The sequence below is a fragment of the Janthinobacterium sp. HH104 genome (genome assembly GCF_001758715.1).
Taxonomy (GTDB): domain Bacteria; phylum Pseudomonadota; class Gammaproteobacteria; order Burkholderiales; family Burkholderiaceae_D; genus Janthinobacterium; species Janthinobacterium aestuarii.
Map to the genome: position 1 here is coordinate 1 of NZ_LRIB01000017.1, position 15738 is coordinate 15738.

Sequence of the window (15738 nt, forward strand, 5' to 3'; positions counted from 1 at the left end):
CCACCCCTTCCCATCCCGAACAGGACCGTGAAACAACTTTGCGCCGATGATAGTGCTGCAACCAGTGTGAAAGTAGGTTATCGTCAGGCTTGTTATTCGCAGTAAGAGAAAAACCCGTCAAGCAATTGGCGGGTTTTTTTTCGTCTGGTGGTTTTGTTTTGGCGCCGCAGGTTCTTGTCGGCTTACGCGCGCAGCGCTAAGCCGACCTACGTTTATTGGATGGCCGGTAGGTCGGATTAGCGGGGCCGCCGAGGTGCGTAGCGCGTAATCCGACAACATTGTTGACATTCGCGTGGTGATTGCCTGCTACGCGCTTGTGCGTCAAGCCGACCTGGGGTATAATTCGCCTCCTCAGATCAGACGACTTGCTGCCCCGCTGGGAGCAGGTTGTTGAAAAAGTTATGCCTGATGACCATAGCAAGTTGGTACCACCCCTTCCCATCCCGAACAGGACCGTGAAACAACTTTGCGCCGATGATAGTGCTGCAACCAGTGTGAAAGTAGGTTATCGTCAGGCTTGTTATATAAAAAAACCCCGCTAGGTGCGGGGTTTTTTTTCGTTTGCAGCATTCATCGGATCAGATGCCCCAGGTGATGCTTTCATTTTCCGCCTTGGCCGAGCGCAGCATTTCCATCAGGGGATAGGCGCGCTGCGAGAAATGCACTTTTTGCGCGCGCGCATGGGCACCCGTTTCGCCATCTTCCAGGGTTTCTGGCGTATGCGCGTCGTGTTCGATGTCATTTTCCGGATGCAATTTGCTTTCCGCGACTTCTTTTTCCAGCAGGGCCAGGGCATCGCCCGCTTCGGCTGGCGTGATGACGCCACGCGTGGGGTTCTTGTGCAGAATGTCGAGGATACGCTGGGCATGTTCTTGATACATCAGCACTTCAGGGGAAGATTTGGATTTGAATGAGATCAACATAAGCGCTTTCTGAAACTTGTTGTTAGTGTCGAAACAATATCACGACTTGAAATGTCGCACAGGCCGTCCGTTTGTCCCGGATTGCATATTTGCAAGCCGGATAGGGCCATCTGTTGGACAACGCACGTATTTACAAGAGCTCGCTTATCGTGAAAACACCGGTTTAAGCGATCGTTAAGTCTTAATCCAGTTTCACCGAGTCCATGAAGGTGTCGATGGTGTCACGCGACAGCTTGCTTTCTTCACCGAGAATGATGATCTGGAAGATGCGCTTATCCTGCGCCACAAAACGGCCGACCAGCAAGACAGGCTTGCCTTGTTGCGTGCCTTTGGCCTCGATGCTGAGCGAACTGCGCTGCTGCGTTCCGGCAGCCGTGCTACTGGCCGCCGATGCGGATTTTTCGCTGCGCACGGTGCCGTTGATGTTTTTCAACAGGGCAGTCTGCATGGCGGGGAGGGCCGCTTGCGCCTGTTCTGCGTTGTCGAGCACGGCGCTGCCGATGGCGAAGGTATTGCCATCGACTTCGCTGGCCGTCATGGTCAGGCTGACTTTCTTGCCATCGAGGTCGACCTCGCGTGTCAGCACGGCCGGCTTGCCTGGAAACAGGGCCGTGAACTGGGCGTCGGGGCTGCGATAGTCGCGCCAGTCGAATTTCGGGCTGCAGGCGGACAGGACGCTGGCGGCCGCGAGCGTAGCCAGAAAGAGGGCAAGTGATGGTTTTTTCATCAGCAGATGGTAGCAGCGCCGCCAGTCACGCGCAATCGCGCACGCGTGGCGTTCGCGCTGGCTGCCTTATATTTCACGCAGCACGCGCCGGTACTGGATCGCTTCGGCGACATGCGCCTGCGTAATGCCGGGGCTGCCCGCCAGGTCCGCGATGCTGCGCGCCACGCGCAGTACCCGGTGATAGGTGCGCGCCGACCAGTGCAGTCGCGCCATGGCGCCATGCAGCAGCTGTTCACCATGCGTTTCCAGGCGACAATGTTGTTCGATTTCCGTGCTGCTCAGGCGCTGGTTCGCTTTGCCCTGGCGTGCCAGCTGCAGGGCAAAGGCTGCCGCGACCCGCGTGGCAATAGCTTGCGTGCTTTCGCCGGCGCCTGCGTGCCGCCCCAGCGCCGCCGGCGGCATGGCGGCCACTTCAATCTGCAGGTCGATACGGTCGAGTAGCGGACCGGACAGGCGGCTGTGATAACGGAGTACGGCGTCCGGCGTGCAGCGGCAGCGTCCCGAAGCATGGCCCAGATAACCGCAGGGGCAGGGATTCATGGCGGCGATCAACTGGAAGCGGGCAGGAAACTCGGCCTGGCGGGCCGCGCGTGAAATGCTGATCACGCCCGACTCCATGGGCTGGCGCAGCACATCGAGTACCCGGCGCTGGAATTCGGCGATTTCATCAAGAAACAGCACGCCGCAGTGGGCCAGCGAAATTTCTCCCGGGCGCGGCACGTTGCCGCCGCCCACCAGAGCCACGCCGGACGCCGTCTGATGCGGAGCACGGTAGGGGCGCCGCTTCCAGTGTTCCACCTTGAAGTGGCCGCCCAGCGAATGCACGGCGGCCGATTCCAGCGCCTCTTCGTCGCTCATGGGCGGCAGCACGCCGGGGAAGCGGCTGGCCAGCATGGTCTTGCCCGCGCCCGGCGGCCCCACCATCAGGACGTTATGGCCACCCGCGGCCGCCACTTCCAGTGCGCGGCGCGCCTGCTGCTGTCCTTGCACGTCGGCAAAGTCCGGATACGCAAAAGCAGGTACGGCCAGCATGGGCTGGTGGCGTTGCAGGACGGTCCGGCTGGCGTGCGCAGCAAAATGCGCGCAGACCTCGAGCAGGCTGTGGGCAGGATAGATGCAGGCATCGCTGACGAGCGCCGCTTCGTCTGCGTTCGCCTGCGGCAGGATGAAGGCGCGCGGCGTGCCCGCCTGACTGCGCTGCATGGCAAAGGTCATGGCCAGGGCGCCACGGATGGGGCGCAACTGGCCCGACAGCGACAGTTCGCCAGCGAATTCGTAGTGGTGTAATTGGTCGCCCGGCAACTGGCCGGAGGCGGCCAGGATACCCAGTGCGATGGGCAGGTCGAAGCGCCCCGATTCCTTGGGCAGGTCGGCCGGCGCCAGATTGGCCGTGATGCGACGCGCCGGCATCTCAAAGCCACAGTTTTGCAGCGCGGCACGGACGCGGTCGCGCGATTCCTTCACTTCCGTATCCGGCAGGCCGACAATCGTAAACGAAGGCAAGCCATTGGCAAGGTGGACTTCGACACTTACCTCGGGCGCTTCCATGCCGGCCAGGGCGCGGCTTTTCAGGACGGCCAGACTCATCAGACTCCCCTGTGGCGCGGGCGCGGGCAGGATCAGTCTAGCGCGTGGAAGGCCGCCGGGCTTGAGCTATGCCAGCAAGGCCGTCAATATCGGCGCCTGGCTGGCGGCACTTTACGCCTTGGTGTCGTTCACGCGCGTTTCCAGCTCGATCAGGCGCAGTTCCAGTGCGTCCAGCTTGGCGCGGGTCTTGGCCAGCACTTGCGCCTGGATATCGAATTCCTCGCGCGTGACGAGGTCGAGGCGGGCGAAGCCCTGGGTCATCATCGATTTCACGTTTTTCTCGATATCCTTGGCAGGCGAGTTTTCGATGGCTTGATGGATCTTGCCTTGCAAGTCGTTAAAGAAGGTATTCATGTCCATGGTCAGTCCTTTTATGGTGCGGCCTGTGCATCGCACCATTGCGGTGCACAGCGGCGTTAATCTGGTGCGAAACTGGGCAAATTCACAATGCTTCAGCAGCCCGTACCCGCATGCCCACAGGCTTGCAGGGTATGTATGGCCGGAAACGCACCTGTCAAGGTGGCAAGAGAGCTGGCACGTATTCTGCTAAAGAAGGTATGAACGCTTTGTGATCTCCAGCCAAGATTTTAAACCTCAACCGCTTTAAAAGTTCAATAAAAGGGAATCGCCATGAAGAATCTGTCCAAGAACATGACTTTAGCTGCAGCGTTGACGCTGGCCATGGCCGCCTTGTGCGGTAGCGCCATGGCTCAGGATGCAGTGGCGGCGCCTGCTGCAGCCGAAGCCGTACCTGATAACGTGGTGAGTTACAACGTGGCGCTGACCAGCGACTACCGTTACCGCGGCATCTCGCAAAGCCGCTTGAAACCGGCCATCAGCGGCGGTGCCGACTATACCCACAACCCGACGGGTTTGTACGTCGGCACCTGGCTGTCGAGCATCAAATGGATCAAGGACGGCGGCGGCGATACCAACCTGGAATGGGATATCTACGGCGGCAAGCGGGGCGAGATCAGCAAGGATTTTACCTATGACGTGGGCGGCCTGTACTACTTCTATCCTTCGAATGGGCTGAGCACCAATGCCAACACCTTCGAGCTGTATGGCCAGCTCGGCTATGGCCCGGCCTACATCAAGTACTCGCACTCGACCACCAATCTGTTCGGCGTGGCCGACAGCAAGAACAGCGGCTACCTCGACGTGGGCGCGAATATCGATGTGCACGAAGGCTATCTGCTGAACCTGCATGTGGGCCGCCAGAAAGTCGAGCACAACGATTCCCTCAGCTACACCGACTACAAGCTGGGCGTCACCAAGGATTTTGGCATGGCAACAGTCGCCCTGGCCTACGTCAAAGCCAACATCACGTCGCTGGCACCGAATGGCAAGAATCTGGCGAAATCCGGTCTCGTGCTGACCGTATCCAAAACCTTTTAAGCGAGACTGCCATGAAAATGATTACTGCAATCATTAAACCGTTCAAACTGGACGAAGTACGCGAAGCCTTGTCGGCTATCAATGTGCAAGGCATTACCGTTACCGAAGTCAAAGGTTTCGGCCGCCAGAAAGGTCACACGGAACTCTACCGTGGAGCCGAGTATGTCGTCGACTTCTTGCCAAAAACCAAAATCGAAGCGGCCGTCGATGACGCCATTGTCGACCAGGCCATCGAAGCGATCGAAGGTGCCGCGCGTACCGGTAAAATCGGCGATGGCAAGATTTTCGTCTACAACCTGGAACAAGTCATCCGCATCCGTACCGGTGAAACCGGCAACGAAGCGCTCTAAGGGGAATATTGATGCGTAAAAATATAACAAAATTGCTAGCTGGGTTTGCCTGTCTGTGTGCGTTTGGCGTCGCCGCGCCGAGCTTTGCCGATGCCCCCGCCAAGACGGAGGCGGCCACGACTTCGGCCGTCGCCGCCCCTGCCGTCACGCCGGTGCCTGACGCAGCTGCAGCGGCCGCCGCTCCGGCCCCGGCCGCCGCCGCGCCAGCCGCCGCGCCCGTCGCCAACAAGGGCGATACCAGCTTCATGATGATCAGTACTCTGCTGGTGATCCTGATGACCATCCCCGGCCTGGCCCTGTTCTACGGCGGCCTGGTGCGCTCGAAGAACATGCTGTCGGTGCTGATGCAAGTGTTCATGGTGTTCGCGCTGGTCATCGTGCTGTGGTGTATCTACGGCTACTCGATCGCCTTCACGGAAAAAACCGCCTTCTTCGGTGGCTTCGACCGCCTGTTCCTGAACGGTATCTGGGATCCGGCCAAGGGCACGTTTGCCGCCGCCGCCACCTTCAGCAAGGGCGTCGTCATTCCCGAGTTCGTCTTTGTCGCCTTCCAGGGCACGTTTGCCGCCATCACCTGCGCGCTGATCGTCGGCGCCTTTGCCGAGCGCGCCAAGTTTTCCGCCGTGCTGGCCTTCGTCGTGCTGTGGTTCACGTTCGCCTACCTGCCAGCGGCCCACATGGTGTGGTTCTGGACCGGTCCTGACCTGATCACCAACGCCGCCACTTCGGCCAGTGAAGCCCTGAAGGCTGGCTGGATCTGGCAAAAAGGCGCGCTGGACTTCGCCGGCGGCACCGTGGTGCACATCAATGCCGCCGTCGCCGGCCTCGTGGGCGCGATCATGATCGGCAAGCGCGTCGGCTACGGCCGCGAATCGATGGCGCCGCACTCGCTGACCATGACCATGATCGGTGCGTCGCTGCTGTGGGTGGGCTGGTTCGGTTTCAATGCCGGTTCCTCGCTGGAAGCGGGCGACGTGGCTGCCCTGGCCTTCGTCAATACGCTGTTGGCCACTGCCGCCGCTACCCTGTCGTGGGTATTTGGCGAGTGGATCAGCAAAGGCAAGCCATCGATGCTCGGTGGCGCGTCCGGCGCAGTGGCCGGCCTGGTGGCGATCACCCCGGCGGCCGGCTTTGTCGGCCCGATGGGCGGCCTGGTCATCGGCTTGCTGGCCGGTGTCGTCTGCCTGTGGGGCGTGAATGGCCTGAAACGCCTGATCGGCGCTGACGATTCGCTCGACGTGTTCGGCGTGCATGGCGTGGGCGGTATCCTCGGTGCCTTGCTGACGGGCGTGTTTGCTGCACCACAATTGGGCGGCCAGGGCATCTTCGATTATGTCACCAACAAGATGTCGGCGGATCCGTACTCGATCGGCCACCAGGTGTGGGTGCAAGCGCAAGCGGTCGGCACCACCATCCTCTGGTCTGCCATCATTTCCGTCATCGCCTATAAACTGGTCGACATCGTCATCGGCCTGCGCGTACCGGAAGAAGAAGAGCGCGAAGGCCTCGATATCACCAGCCACGGCGAGCAAGCGTATCATGGCTAAATAATCACTATCTGGCATGCCAGCGTCCCGGCGCGGCATGTCCGGTGGAAAAGGCGCCTCATTGAGGTGCCTTTTTTTCGTTGTGGGAATGTAAAAGGTCTTTAAAACAAGGCTTTTGCCCCGATTTGGGGTACTTACACGGTAATATAGTCGGCAGTTCTGTGTGCTTTTTTGAATACTGCACATAATTTAAGGATGTAACTATGGTTCCCCATCTCGTCACGGCCCTGACCGGACCGCTGCTCGACCTCGAAAAAAAGATTCTGGCCGCGACGCCGGCCATTGAGCGCTGGTTTCGCATGGAGTGGCAAGAGCACACGCCGCCCTTCTATTGCTCGGTAGACTTGCGTAACGCCGGCTACAAGCTGGCGCCCGTCGATACCAATCTGTTCCCTGGCGGTTTTCATAACCTGGCCACGGAAATGCTGCCCCTGTCCGTGCAAGCGGCCATGGCCGCCATCGACAAGTATTGCCCGGACGCCCGCAACCTGCTGATCGTGCCGGAATTACACAACACCACGCCGCAGTATCTGCAAAACGTGGCGCGATTGATGCAGATCTTCCGCCAGACGGGGCTGCACGTGCGCTTCGGCTCCTGGTCGCCCGAGATTACCCAGCCGACACCGTTGGCGTTGCCAGATGGCAACATGCTCGTCATCGAGCCGCTCGTGCGCCTGAACAATGGCCGCCGCCTGGGCTTGAAGGATTTCGACCCTTGCACGATTCTGCTGAATAACGACTTGTCGGATGGCATCCCCGATATCTTGCAAAATATTCATGAGCAAAGCCTGTTGCCACCCTTGCATGCGGGCTGGGCCTTGCGCCGCAAGAGCAACCACTACACGGCTTACGATGAAGTGGTGAAAAAATTCGGCAAGATGATCGATGTCGACCCGTGGATGCTCAACCCCTTCCACGCCAAGTGCAGCGATGTGAATTTTCAGGAAGGCGAGGGCGAAGATGCGCTGGCCGCCAGCGTCGACGTGCTGCTGGCCAAGATCCGCAAGAAATACAAGGAATACGGCATCAAGGAAAAGCCGTTCGTCATCGTCAAGCCCGATGCGGGCACGTATGGCACGGGCATCATGACGGTGCGCGACGCCAGCGAAGTGCGCGACCTGTCGCGCAAGCAGCGCGAAAAAATGTCCATCGTCAAGGATGGCCAGCTGGTGACCGACGTGATCATCCAGGAAGGCGTGCCCACGTTTGAAAGCATCAAGGATGCCGTGGCCGAGCCCGTCGTCTACATGATCGACCGCTACGTGGTGGGTGGCTTCTACCGCGTGCATGCCGAAAAGGGCGTGGACCAGAACCTGAACGCGCCCGGCTCGCAGTACGTGCCGCTGGCGTTTGCCCAGCAGCATGCCGTGCCGGACTTGAAGGCCAAGCCGGGCACGGCCGCGCCGAACCGCTTCTATGTGTACGGCGTGGTGGCGCGCCTGGCCTTGCTGGCCGCGTCGCTGGAAATGGAGCGCACGGACCCGAATCCCGAGGTGTATTGATCCGTCAACGAGACTTGCCGGGCGCGGCGACTACCGCGCCTGGCGATCTCGGCTAGAATCAAGCATTCCTTATCCAGGCTCCCCGATTGGACGCACCATGAAAATTGCATTCCTTGCCGACCCGCTGGCAGGCTTCAAGACTTACAAAGACTCCACCTTCGCCATGATGCGCGAGGCGGCCAAACGCGGCCATGCCGTGTATGCCTTTGAACAGAAGGATATGGCGCTGGAAGAGGGCATCGTCACGGCACGGGTCAAACACATCGAGCTGACCGGCGACGAACACGACTGGTACAAGGTGGTTTCTACCGAAGAAGTGCGCCTGTCTACCTTGGACGCCATCATCGAGCGCAAGGACCCGCCGTTCGACATGGAATACGTGTATGGCACGTATCTGCTGGAACTGGCGGAAAAGCAGGGCGCTTGCGTCTTCAACAAGCCGTCCGCCATCCGCGACAACAATGAAAAGCTGGCCATTGCGCAGTTTTCCGAATTCACGTCGCCGACCCTGGTGACGTCGGACGAAGCGCGCCTGCGCGCCTTCCACGCCAAGCACCAGGATGTCATCTTCAAGCCGCTCGACGGCATGGGCGGTACGGGCATCTTCCGCGTCAAGGCCGATGGCCTGAATTTGGGCGCCATCATCGAGACGCTGACGGACAACGGCGCGCAGACCATCATGGCGCAGCGTTTCATCGCCGACATCGCCAAGGGCGACAAGCGCATCCTCGTCATCGGCGGCAAGCCGGTGCCGTTTTCGCTGGCGCGCATCCCGCAGGCGGGCGAAGTACGGGGCAACCTGGCCGCCGGCGGCACGGGCGTGGCGCAGCCATTGACGGCACGCGACCTGGAAATCGCAGAAAAGCTGGGCCCTATCCTGGCCGCGCGCGGCCTGATGCTGGTAGGATTGGACGTGATCGGCGACTATCTGACGGAAGTCAATGTCACCAGCCCGACCTGCTTCCAGGAAATCATGCAGCAAACGGGTTTTGACGTGGCGGCCATGTTTGTCGACGCCGTCGAGCATGGCGTTGCGCAAGCGCAGCAGCGCTAGAAGGTGAAATGACTATGGTAGGGATTTTGCTCATGACACATGCACCGCTGGGACAGGCGTTCATCGCCGCCTGCGCGCATGTGTTCCGGGGGCCAACGGAACGGTTTGAAGCCATCGATGTCGTCGCCGACCAGGACCTGATGGAAGTGCAGAAACTGGCGTCGGAAGCCATCTGCCGCCTCGACGATGGTTCCGGCGTACTGGTGATTACCGACGTGAAGGGCGGCACGCCGTCGAACTGCTGCAACAAGCTGGCCGATGCGGGCAGGGTGGAAGTCATCGCCGGCATCAGCCTGCCGATGCTGCTGCGTGCCATCACGTATCGCCGCGACACGCTCGACGTGGTGGTGGAGATGGCGCTGGCCGGTGCGCAAAGCGGCGCCGTGCGCGTCGATAACCGTATTCGCGTGGGCGAGTAGAGAGTGACATGGCCGCCGCCCTGAAGGCGGCGGGTTTTATAGCAGGGCTGGCAACAATGCAGTGCATTCAGGGATAGAGACCATACAAAAATGATTCAAAGAGAACTCGAAATCATCAACAAGCTGGGACTGCACGCACGCGCCTCCGCCAAATTTACCCAGCTCGCCGCCAAGTTCAAGAGCGACGTCTGGCTGACCCGCAACGCGCGCCGCATCAACGCCAAGTCCATCATGGGCGTGATGATGCTGGCCGCCGGCAAGGGCGCGAAAGTGACCCTGGAAGCAGAGGGCGATGATGAGCAGGCATGTGTCGATGCGTTGACCGCCCTGATTAATGACAGGTTTGGCGAAGGCGAGTAATGCCCGCCGAACGCAGCCGCAGCCGCATTCCGACAGGTCAACCCATGGCATCTTTCACGCTCCACGGCATCCCGGTTTCCCGCGGCATCGCCATTGGCCGCGCGCATCTGCTGGCGCCGGCCGCCCTTGACGTCAAACATTACCTGGTCGCCCAGGAGCAGATCGAAGCCGAAGTGCAGCGCCTGCAAAGCGCCATCGCCACCGTCCACAAGGAACTGCAAACCCTGTGGAACGAGCTGCCCAAGGATGCGCCCACGGAGCTGGGCGCCTTCATCGACGTGCATGCGCTCATCTTGTCCGATCCGATGATTTCCGAAGCGCCGCTCGACATCATCCGCAAGCGCCACTACAACGCCGAATGGGCGCTGCTGACGCAGATCGATGAATTGTCGGCCCAGTTCGACGAAATCGAAGACCCGTACCTGCGCGAGCGCAAGGCCGATATCCAGCAGGTGGCCGAACGCGTCTTGAAAGTCTTGCTGGGCACGGAGCAGCTGCTGCCCAAGGCGGCCGCCGAAGATGAATTGATGGCGCAGATGATCGTCGTCGCGCACGACATCTCGCCGGCCGACATGCTGCAGTTCCGTGACCGCTCCTTCATCGGTTTCATTACCGACGTGGGCGGACAGAACTCGCACACGGCCATCGTCGCGCGCAGCCTCGATATTCCCGCCGCCGTCGGCATGTCGCAGGCATCGATGCTGATCGACCAGGATGACTGGCTGATCATCGATGGCGACGCCGGCGTCGTCATCGCCAACCCCAGCGCGCTGGTGCTGGAACAGTACCGCGAGCGCCAGGTGGCCATGCAGCGCGCGCGCAAGAAGCTGGGCAAGCTGAAAAAGACGCCGGCCGTCACCAAATGCGGCACGCCCGTCACCTTGCTGGCGAATATCGAATTACCCGAAGATTGCCCGTTTGCGCTGGAGTCGGGCGCCAGCGGCGTGGGCCTGTTCCGTTCCGAATTCCTGTTCATGGGCCGCGCCCACAAGATTCCCACCGAGGACGAGCAGTTCGAGGCCTACCGCAACACGGTGCAGTCGATGAAGGGCCGCGTGGTGACCATCCGCACGCTCGACATCGGCGCCGACAAGCCGCTCGACCAGGCCGACCATACTGCCCTCAATCCCGCGCTGGGCCTGCGCGCTATCCGTTACTGCCTGGCCGAGCCGCAATTGTTCCTGACGCAGCTGCGCGCCATTTTGCGCGCCTCCGCCTTCGGCAAGGTGCGCATTCTGATCCCGATGCTCGCGCATGCGTTCGAGATCGACCAGTCGCTGGCCATGATCGCGCAAGCGAAGGCCAGCCTGCGCGAGGAGGGCGTCAAGTTCGACGACGAAGTCGAAGTGGGTGCCATGATCGAGATTCCCGCCGCCGCGCTGGCCTTGCCCATGTTCGTCAAGCGCATGGATTTCCTGTCGATCGGCACGAATGATCTGATCCAGTACACCTTGGCCATCGACCGGGTCGACTACGAAGTGGCGCATTTGTACAATCCGCTGCACCCGGCCGTGCTGCAACTGATCTCCATGACGATCGCCGCCGGCCACAAGGCGGGCATCGACGTGGCCGTGTGCGGCGAAATGGCGGGCGACGTGAAGCTCACGCGCCTGTTGCTGGGCATGGGGCTGCGCGAGTTTTCCATGCATCCGGCCCAGCTGTTGGCGGTCAAGCAAGAGATCCTCAACAGCGACCTGGGCCTGATTGCGCCACAAATGCGCAAAATTATGCGTTCCATGGAACCAAATGTGATCGCGGAAGCCGTCCAGCAGCTGCAGCTCATGTAAACTGTCACCTATCAGCATCAGGACACGTCGCGCGCGGCAAGAGGTGTCCTGATGCTAAAGTTGCAGCACCTATCATCGCGGTGCTGCATCGACCATGGCCCGTGGGGCCGCCCCCCTTTTATAAACCGACACACATGTCATCCATTGGAATCGTTTCGCCGCAAACCATGTATTTTGCGCAACCCCTGCAGCTGCAAAGCGGAGCATCGCTGCGGGACTATATGTTGATGTATGAAACCTACGGCACCCTGAACGCCGACAAATCGAACGCGGTGCTGGTCTGCCACGCCCTGAACGCCTCGCACCACGTGGCCGGCGTCTACGCGGACCAAGCAAAGAGCACGGGCTGGTGGGACAATATGGTCGGTCCCGGCAAGCCGCTCGACACGGACAAATTCTTCGTCATCGGCGTCAACAACCTCGGCTCCTGCTTCGGCTCGACGGGCCCCATGCACACCAATCCCGCCACTGGCAAGCCGTATGGCGCCGCCTTCCCCGTCGTCACGGTGGAAGACTGGGTCAGCGCGCAGGCGCGCCTGGCCGATGAACTGGGCATCACCGAGTTCGCCGCCGTGATGGGGGGATCCCTGGGCGGCATGCAGGCGCTGGCGTGGAGCATCATGTTCCCCGAGCGCCTGCGCCATTGCGTGGTGATCGCCTCGACGGCCAAGCTGTCGGCGCAAAACATCGCCTTCAATGACGTGGCGCGCCAGGCCATCCTGTCCGACCCCGATTACCATGGCGGCGATTTCTATGCGCACGGCGTGGTGCCGAAGAACGGCTTGCGCGTGGCGCGCATGGTGGGCCATATCACCTATCTGTCGAATGACGACATGGCGGAAAAATTCGGCCGCAAGCTGCGCGATGCGGCGCAGACGGGCGACTACAAGTTCGGCTTCGGCATCGACTTCGAGATCGAATCGTATCTGCGCTACCAGGGCGACAAGTTCTCCGAATACTTCGACGCCAACACGTATTTATTGATCACCAAGGCGCTCGATTATTTCGATCCGGCGCGCGCGCATGGCGGCGACCTGGCCACGGCCCTGTCGGGCACCAAGGCCAAGTTCTTCCTCGCCTCGTTTTCCACCGACTGGCGCTTCTCGCCCGAGCGCAGCCGCGAAATCGTCGAAGCGCTCGTATGCAACCGCCGCCAGGTCACGTATGCGGAAATCGACGCGCCGCACGGCCACGACGCCTTCCTGCTGGAAGACGCGCGCTACATGAACATGGTGCGCGCCTATTATGGCCAGGTATGGAACGACATCGGGGCGGGCACGCCTGCCGCAGTACAGAACACAGCCGTCCGCCAGGGCGCGAAGGAGACCGCATGACTTTTGACGAATTGAGCGCGCTGCGCCCCGACCTGGCCTTCATCGCCCACTGGGTGCCGAACAATGCCCACGTGCTGGACGTGGGCTGCGGCGAAGGCGTGATGCTGCAGTACCTGCAAAGCGACAAGCAGTGCAGCGGCTACGGCATCGAGATCGCCGACGACAAGGTGCTGGCCAGCACCCGCCGTGGCGTGAACGTGATCCAGCAGGACATGGAAAAGGGTTTGTCGATTTTTGGCGACAACAGCTTCGACACGGTGCTGTGCCTGTCGTCGCTGCAGATGATGAAGCAGGTCGAGCCGCTGCTGCGCGACATCGTGCGCGTGGGCGCCGAGGCCATCGTCTCCTTCCCCAACTTCGCCTACTGGCCGCACCGCGTGGCGCTGCTCAAAGGCCGCATGCCCGTGTCGAAATCGCTGCCGTACCAGTGGTACGACACGCCGAACGTGCGCTGCGCCACCATCAACGACTTCCGCGAACTGGCCGAGGAATGCGGCCTGGAAGTGATCGAATGCGTGGCCCTGGCCGAAGGCAAGATGGTCTCCGTGCTGCCGAACCTGCGCGGCGACCTGGCCGTCTTCCGCCTGCGTAAAAAAGCGGTGCATTGATGAGCAAAAGCCCGGCGCCTGGCTGGCGTTCCTATGCCAACGGCCGCATGCTGGCCGTGCTGGTGCTGGGCTTCAGTTCCGGCCTGCCCCTGTTCATCCTGCTGTACCTGCTGCAGGCATGGCTGGCCAAGTCGGGCTTGAACGTCAAGGCGCTGGGGCTGTTTGCGCTGGTGCAGTTCCCGTACATCTGGAAATTCCTGTGGGCGCCCCTGATGGACCGCTACCGCATCCTGGGACTGGGACGGCGGCGCGGCTGGATGGCGCTCACGCAAGTGGCGCTGTTCTTTGCCATCGGCGGCATGGGCATGCTGGACCCGCTCACGCAGATCGGCCTGATCGCGGCGGCTGCCGGCGGCGTGGCCTTCCTGTCTGCCAGCCAGGACATCGTCATCGACGCCTACCGGCGTGAAATCCTCAGTGACAACGAGCAGGGCCTGGGCGCCGCCGTCATCGTCAACGCGTATAAAGTGGCGGGCATGGTGCCGGGCGCGCTGTCGCTGATCCTGGCCGACCGCATGCCGTGGCAACCCGTCTTCTGGATCACGGCCGCCTTCATGCTGCCGGGGTTTGTCTGCACCCTGCTGATCAAGGAGCCGACCGTGTACGGCTCGCCGCCGAAGACCATGCGCGAAGCGATCATTCTGCCGTTCCAGGAATTCATCGCGCGCGATGGCTGGCGTAACGCAATGTGGATCCTTGCCTTCGTACTACTCTACAAAATCGGCGACAGCATGGCCACGGCGCTGGCGACGAAGTTCTATCTGGACCTGGGTTTTTCCATGACGCAGATCGGCCTGGCCGCCAACACCACGGGTTTCTGGGCCAGCCTGGCCGGTGGCGTGGTCGGCGGCATATGGATGCTCAAGCTGGGCATCAACCGGGGCCTGTGGGTGTTTGGCGCGCTGCAGGCGGTCGCCATTCTCGGATTCGCCTGGCTGGCGCAGGTGGGGCCGAATACCATGCTGCTCAGCGCCGTGATCGGTTTTGAAGCCTTTGCCAGCCTGGGCCTGGGCGCGGCTGCCTTTGTCGCGTTCCTGTCGCGCAGCACGGACCCGCGCTACACTGCCACGCAATATGCCTTGTTTTCCAGCCTCAGCGCCGTGCCGCGCACCCTGATCAATGCCTCGGTGGGCTTTCTGGTCGCCGAGCTGGGCTGGTTCTCGTTTTTCATCGTGTGCTTCTTCCTGGCCTTCCCGGCCATGATGATGCTGCCTAAAATCGCTCCATGGAGGTCTGCCAATGGCACCAATATCCCTTAAACGTTACGCCGTCCTGGCCAGCCTGTGCGCGGCCACCGCGCTGTCGTCCCTGTCTGCCCACGCCCAGCAGGCGACGGTCCAGGATGGCATCAAGGTACGCCCCCTGTCGACTTCGCGCATCTTTGCCGGCGGCGCCGACTTCAATGAACAATCGAAGCAGCAATATACGCAGCTGGTCAACGAGGCGAAGGAAAAAAATGCGCTGGTGCCCGACAGCGATCCGCAAGTGAAACGCCTGCGTGCCATCGCCCAGCGCATTATCCCGTTCGCCACGCGCTGGAACGAGGCGTCGGCCAACTGGAACTGGCAGGTCAACCTGCTCAATTCCGACCAGGTCAATGCCTTTTGCATGCCGGGCGGGCAGATCGCTTTTTACAGCGGCATCATCACCAAGCTGAATCTGACCGACGACGAAGTGGCCATCGTCATGGGCCATGAGATTTCCCACGCCTTGCGCGAGCACTCGCAGGCGCAGGCCGGCAAGGGCAACCTGGCCGCCGTCGGTGCCAAGCTGGCCGGTGCCGGCCTGTCGGCCTGGCTCGGCGTCGATCCGAGCATCACCAGTACCGCCACGAATATGGCGGCGCAGGGCGTGATGCTGAAGTTTTCGCGCGACGATGAACGCGAGGCGGACCTGATCGGTATGGACCTGGCCGCGCGCGCCGGCTTCGACCCGCGCGCCGGCGTCATCCTGTGGCAGAAGATGGCCGCCGTGAGCAAGGGCGCGCCGCCGGAATTCCTCTCGACGCACCCGTCTGGCAAGGACCGCATCTCGCAGATGAACAGCCACATGGCGCAAGTGCTGCCGCTGTACGCGCGCAGCAAGGGCGTCAGCATCGACGCTTTGCCGCCTTACCGCAGCAACGCCATCGCGCAGCGCTAG

General features: G+C 61.3%; 16 protein-coding genes and 1 rRNA gene. 13 read left to right on the forward strand and 4 right to left on the reverse strand.

What is annotated here, in order from left to right:
• The first annotated feature begins 404 nt into the window (after positions 1–404).
• Positions 405–517: ribosomal RNA gene (gene rrf / locus JAB6_RS04740) — 5S ribosomal RNA — on the forward strand.
• A gap of 61 nt (positions 518–578) precedes the next feature.
• On the opposite strand, the gene JAB6_RS04745 is transcribed toward rrf, so the two are convergent.
• From JAB6_RS04745 to JAB6_RS04760, 4 genes are all read right to left on the reverse strand, one after another.
• On the reverse strand, positions 579–923 hold the full coding sequence (locus JAB6_RS04745; protein ID WP_034749443.1) for a DUF1840 domain-containing protein: 345 nt from the start codon (positions 921–923) through the stop codon (positions 579–581).
• A 181-nt stretch (positions 924–1104) separates the two neighbouring features.
• Positions 1105–1650 carry a hypothetical protein gene (locus tag JAB6_RS04750; protein ID WP_070301587.1) on the reverse strand — a complete coding sequence of 182 codons (546 nt, stop codon included), beginning with the start codon at positions 1648–1650 and terminating at the stop codon, positions 1105–1107.
• Positions 1651–1716: 66 nt separating this feature from the next.
• The gene (locus JAB6_RS04755) at positions 1717–3237 is read right to left on the reverse strand and encodes a YifB family Mg chelatase-like AAA ATPase (RefSeq protein ID WP_070301588.1); all 1521 of its coding nucleotides are present in this window, start codon (positions 3235–3237) and stop codon (positions 1717–1719) included.
• 111 nt (positions 3238–3348) lie between these two features.
• A complete protein-coding gene (locus JAB6_RS04760) occupies positions 3349–3597 on the reverse strand; it encodes an accessory factor UbiK family protein (protein ID WP_070301589.1) in 249 nt (82 codons plus the stop codon).
• Between the two features lie 270 nt (positions 3598–3867).
• Between JAB6_RS04760 and JAB6_RS04765 the strand changes: the two genes are divergently transcribed.
• From JAB6_RS04765 to JAB6_RS04820, 12 genes are all read left to right on the forward strand, one after another.
• Positions 3868–4635, forward strand: a complete 768-nt coding sequence (locus JAB6_RS04765; RefSeq protein ID WP_034749431.1) for a TorF family putative porin — start codon at positions 3868–3870, stop codon at positions 4633–4635.
• A gap of 11 nt (positions 4636–4646) precedes the next feature.
• Positions 4647–4985 carry a P-II family nitrogen regulator gene (locus JAB6_RS04770; RefSeq protein WP_010393464.1) on the forward strand — a complete coding sequence of 113 codons (339 nt, stop codon included), beginning with the start codon at positions 4647–4649 and terminating at the stop codon, positions 4983–4985.
• Between the two features lie 11 nt (positions 4986–4996).
• Positions 4997–6532, forward strand: coding sequence for an ammonium transporter (locus JAB6_RS04775; protein WP_070301590.1), 1536 nt, complete (start codon positions 4997–4999; stop codon positions 6530–6532).
• A gap of 203 nt (positions 6533–6735) precedes the next feature.
• The gene (gene gshA, locus JAB6_RS04780) at positions 6736–8034 is read left to right on the forward strand and encodes a glutamate--cysteine ligase (protein ID WP_034749425.1); all 1299 of its coding nucleotides are present in this window, start codon (positions 6736–6738) and stop codon (positions 8032–8034) included.
• A gap of 97 nt (positions 8035–8131) precedes the next feature.
• Positions 8132–9088, forward strand: coding sequence for a glutathione synthase (gshB, locus tag JAB6_RS04785; RefSeq protein WP_070301591.1), 957 nt, complete (start codon positions 8132–8134; stop codon positions 9086–9088).
• Positions 9089–9102: 14 nt separating this feature from the next.
• A complete protein-coding gene (locus JAB6_RS04790) occupies positions 9103–9507 on the forward strand; it encodes a PTS sugar transporter subunit IIA (protein ID WP_070301592.1) in 405 nt (134 codons plus the stop codon).
• A gap of 90 nt (positions 9508–9597) precedes the next feature.
• Positions 9598–9867, forward strand: coding sequence for an HPr family phosphocarrier protein (locus JAB6_RS04795; RefSeq protein ID WP_034749416.1), 270 nt, complete (start codon positions 9598–9600; stop codon positions 9865–9867).
• Between the two features lie 44 nt (positions 9868–9911).
• Positions 9912–11654, forward strand: coding sequence for a phosphoenolpyruvate--protein phosphotransferase (gene ptsP / locus JAB6_RS04800; RefSeq protein ID WP_034749571.1), 1743 nt, complete (start codon positions 9912–9914; stop codon positions 11652–11654).
• A gap of 134 nt (positions 11655–11788) precedes the next feature.
• Positions 11789–12988, forward strand: a complete 1200-nt coding sequence (locus JAB6_RS04805) for a homoserine O-acetyltransferase (RefSeq protein ID WP_083292536.1) — start codon at positions 11789–11791, stop codon at positions 12986–12988.
• On the forward strand, positions 12985–13596 hold the full coding sequence (gene metW, locus JAB6_RS04810) for a methionine biosynthesis protein MetW (protein WP_070301594.1): 612 nt from the start codon (positions 12985–12987) through the stop codon (positions 13594–13596). The genes JAB6_RS04805 and metW overlap by 4 nt, the downstream gene beginning before the upstream one ends.
• Positions 13596–14855 carry an AmpG family muropeptide MFS transporter gene (locus JAB6_RS04815; protein ID WP_034749407.1) on the forward strand — a complete coding sequence of 420 codons (1260 nt, stop codon included), beginning with the start codon at positions 13596–13598 and terminating at the stop codon, positions 14853–14855. Before metW ends, JAB6_RS04815 begins: the two co-directional genes overlap by 1 nt.
• Positions 14836–15738, forward strand: a complete 903-nt coding sequence (locus JAB6_RS04820; protein ID WP_070301595.1) for a M48 family metallopeptidase — start codon at positions 14836–14838, stop codon at positions 15736–15738. The genes JAB6_RS04815 and JAB6_RS04820 overlap by 20 nt, the downstream gene beginning before the upstream one ends.

Excerpts from the sequence above, each read along its gene's own strand:
- JAB6_RS04745 (WP_034749443.1), bottom strand. The coding sequence starts at position 923 with ATGTTGATCTCATTCAAATCCAAATCTTCCCCTGAAGTGCTGATGTAT.
- JAB6_RS04750 (WP_070301587.1), bottom strand. The coding sequence starts at position 1,650 with ATGAAAAAACCATCACTTGCCCTCTTTCTGGCTACGCTCGCGGCCGCC.
- JAB6_RS04755 (WP_070301588.1), bottom strand. The coding sequence starts at position 3,237 with ATGAGTCTGGCCGTCCTGAAAAGCCGCGCCCTGGCCGGCATGGAAGCG.
- JAB6_RS04760 (WP_070301589.1), bottom strand. The coding sequence starts at position 3,597 with ATGGACATGAATACCTTCTTTAACGACTTGCAAGGCAAGATCCATCAA.
- JAB6_RS04765 (WP_034749431.1), top strand. The coding sequence starts at position 3,868 with ATGAAGAATCTGTCCAAGAACATGACTTTAGCTGCAGCGTTGACGCTG.
- JAB6_RS04770 (WP_010393464.1), top strand. The coding sequence starts at position 4,647 with ATGAAAATGATTACTGCAATCATTAAACCGTTCAAACTGGACGAAGTA.
- JAB6_RS04775 (WP_070301590.1), top strand. The coding sequence starts at position 4,997 with ATGCGTAAAAATATAACAAAATTGCTAGCTGGGTTTGCCTGTCTGTGT.
- gshA (WP_034749425.1), top strand. The coding sequence starts at position 6,736 with ATGGTTCCCCATCTCGTCACGGCCCTGACCGGACCGCTGCTCGACCTC.
- gshB (WP_070301591.1), top strand. The coding sequence starts at position 8,132 with ATGAAAATTGCATTCCTTGCCGACCCGCTGGCAGGCTTCAAGACTTAC.
- JAB6_RS04790 (WP_070301592.1), top strand. The coding sequence starts at position 9,103 with ATGGTAGGGATTTTGCTCATGACACATGCACCGCTGGGACAGGCGTTC.
- JAB6_RS04795 (WP_034749416.1), top strand. The coding sequence starts at position 9,598 with ATGATTCAAAGAGAACTCGAAATCATCAACAAGCTGGGACTGCACGCA.
- ptsP (WP_034749571.1), top strand. The coding sequence starts at position 9,912 with ATGGCATCTTTCACGCTCCACGGCATCCCGGTTTCCCGCGGCATCGCC.
- JAB6_RS04805 (WP_083292536.1), top strand. The coding sequence starts at position 11,789 with ATGTCATCCATTGGAATCGTTTCGCCGCAAACCATGTATTTTGCGCAA.
- metW (WP_070301594.1), top strand. The coding sequence starts at position 12,985 with ATGACTTTTGACGAATTGAGCGCGCTGCGCCCCGACCTGGCCTTCATC.
- JAB6_RS04815 (WP_034749407.1), top strand. The coding sequence starts at position 13,596 with ATGAGCAAAAGCCCGGCGCCTGGCTGGCGTTCCTATGCCAACGGCCGC.
- JAB6_RS04820 (WP_070301595.1), top strand. The coding sequence starts at position 14,836 with ATGGCACCAATATCCCTTAAACGTTACGCCGTCCTGGCCAGCCTGTGC.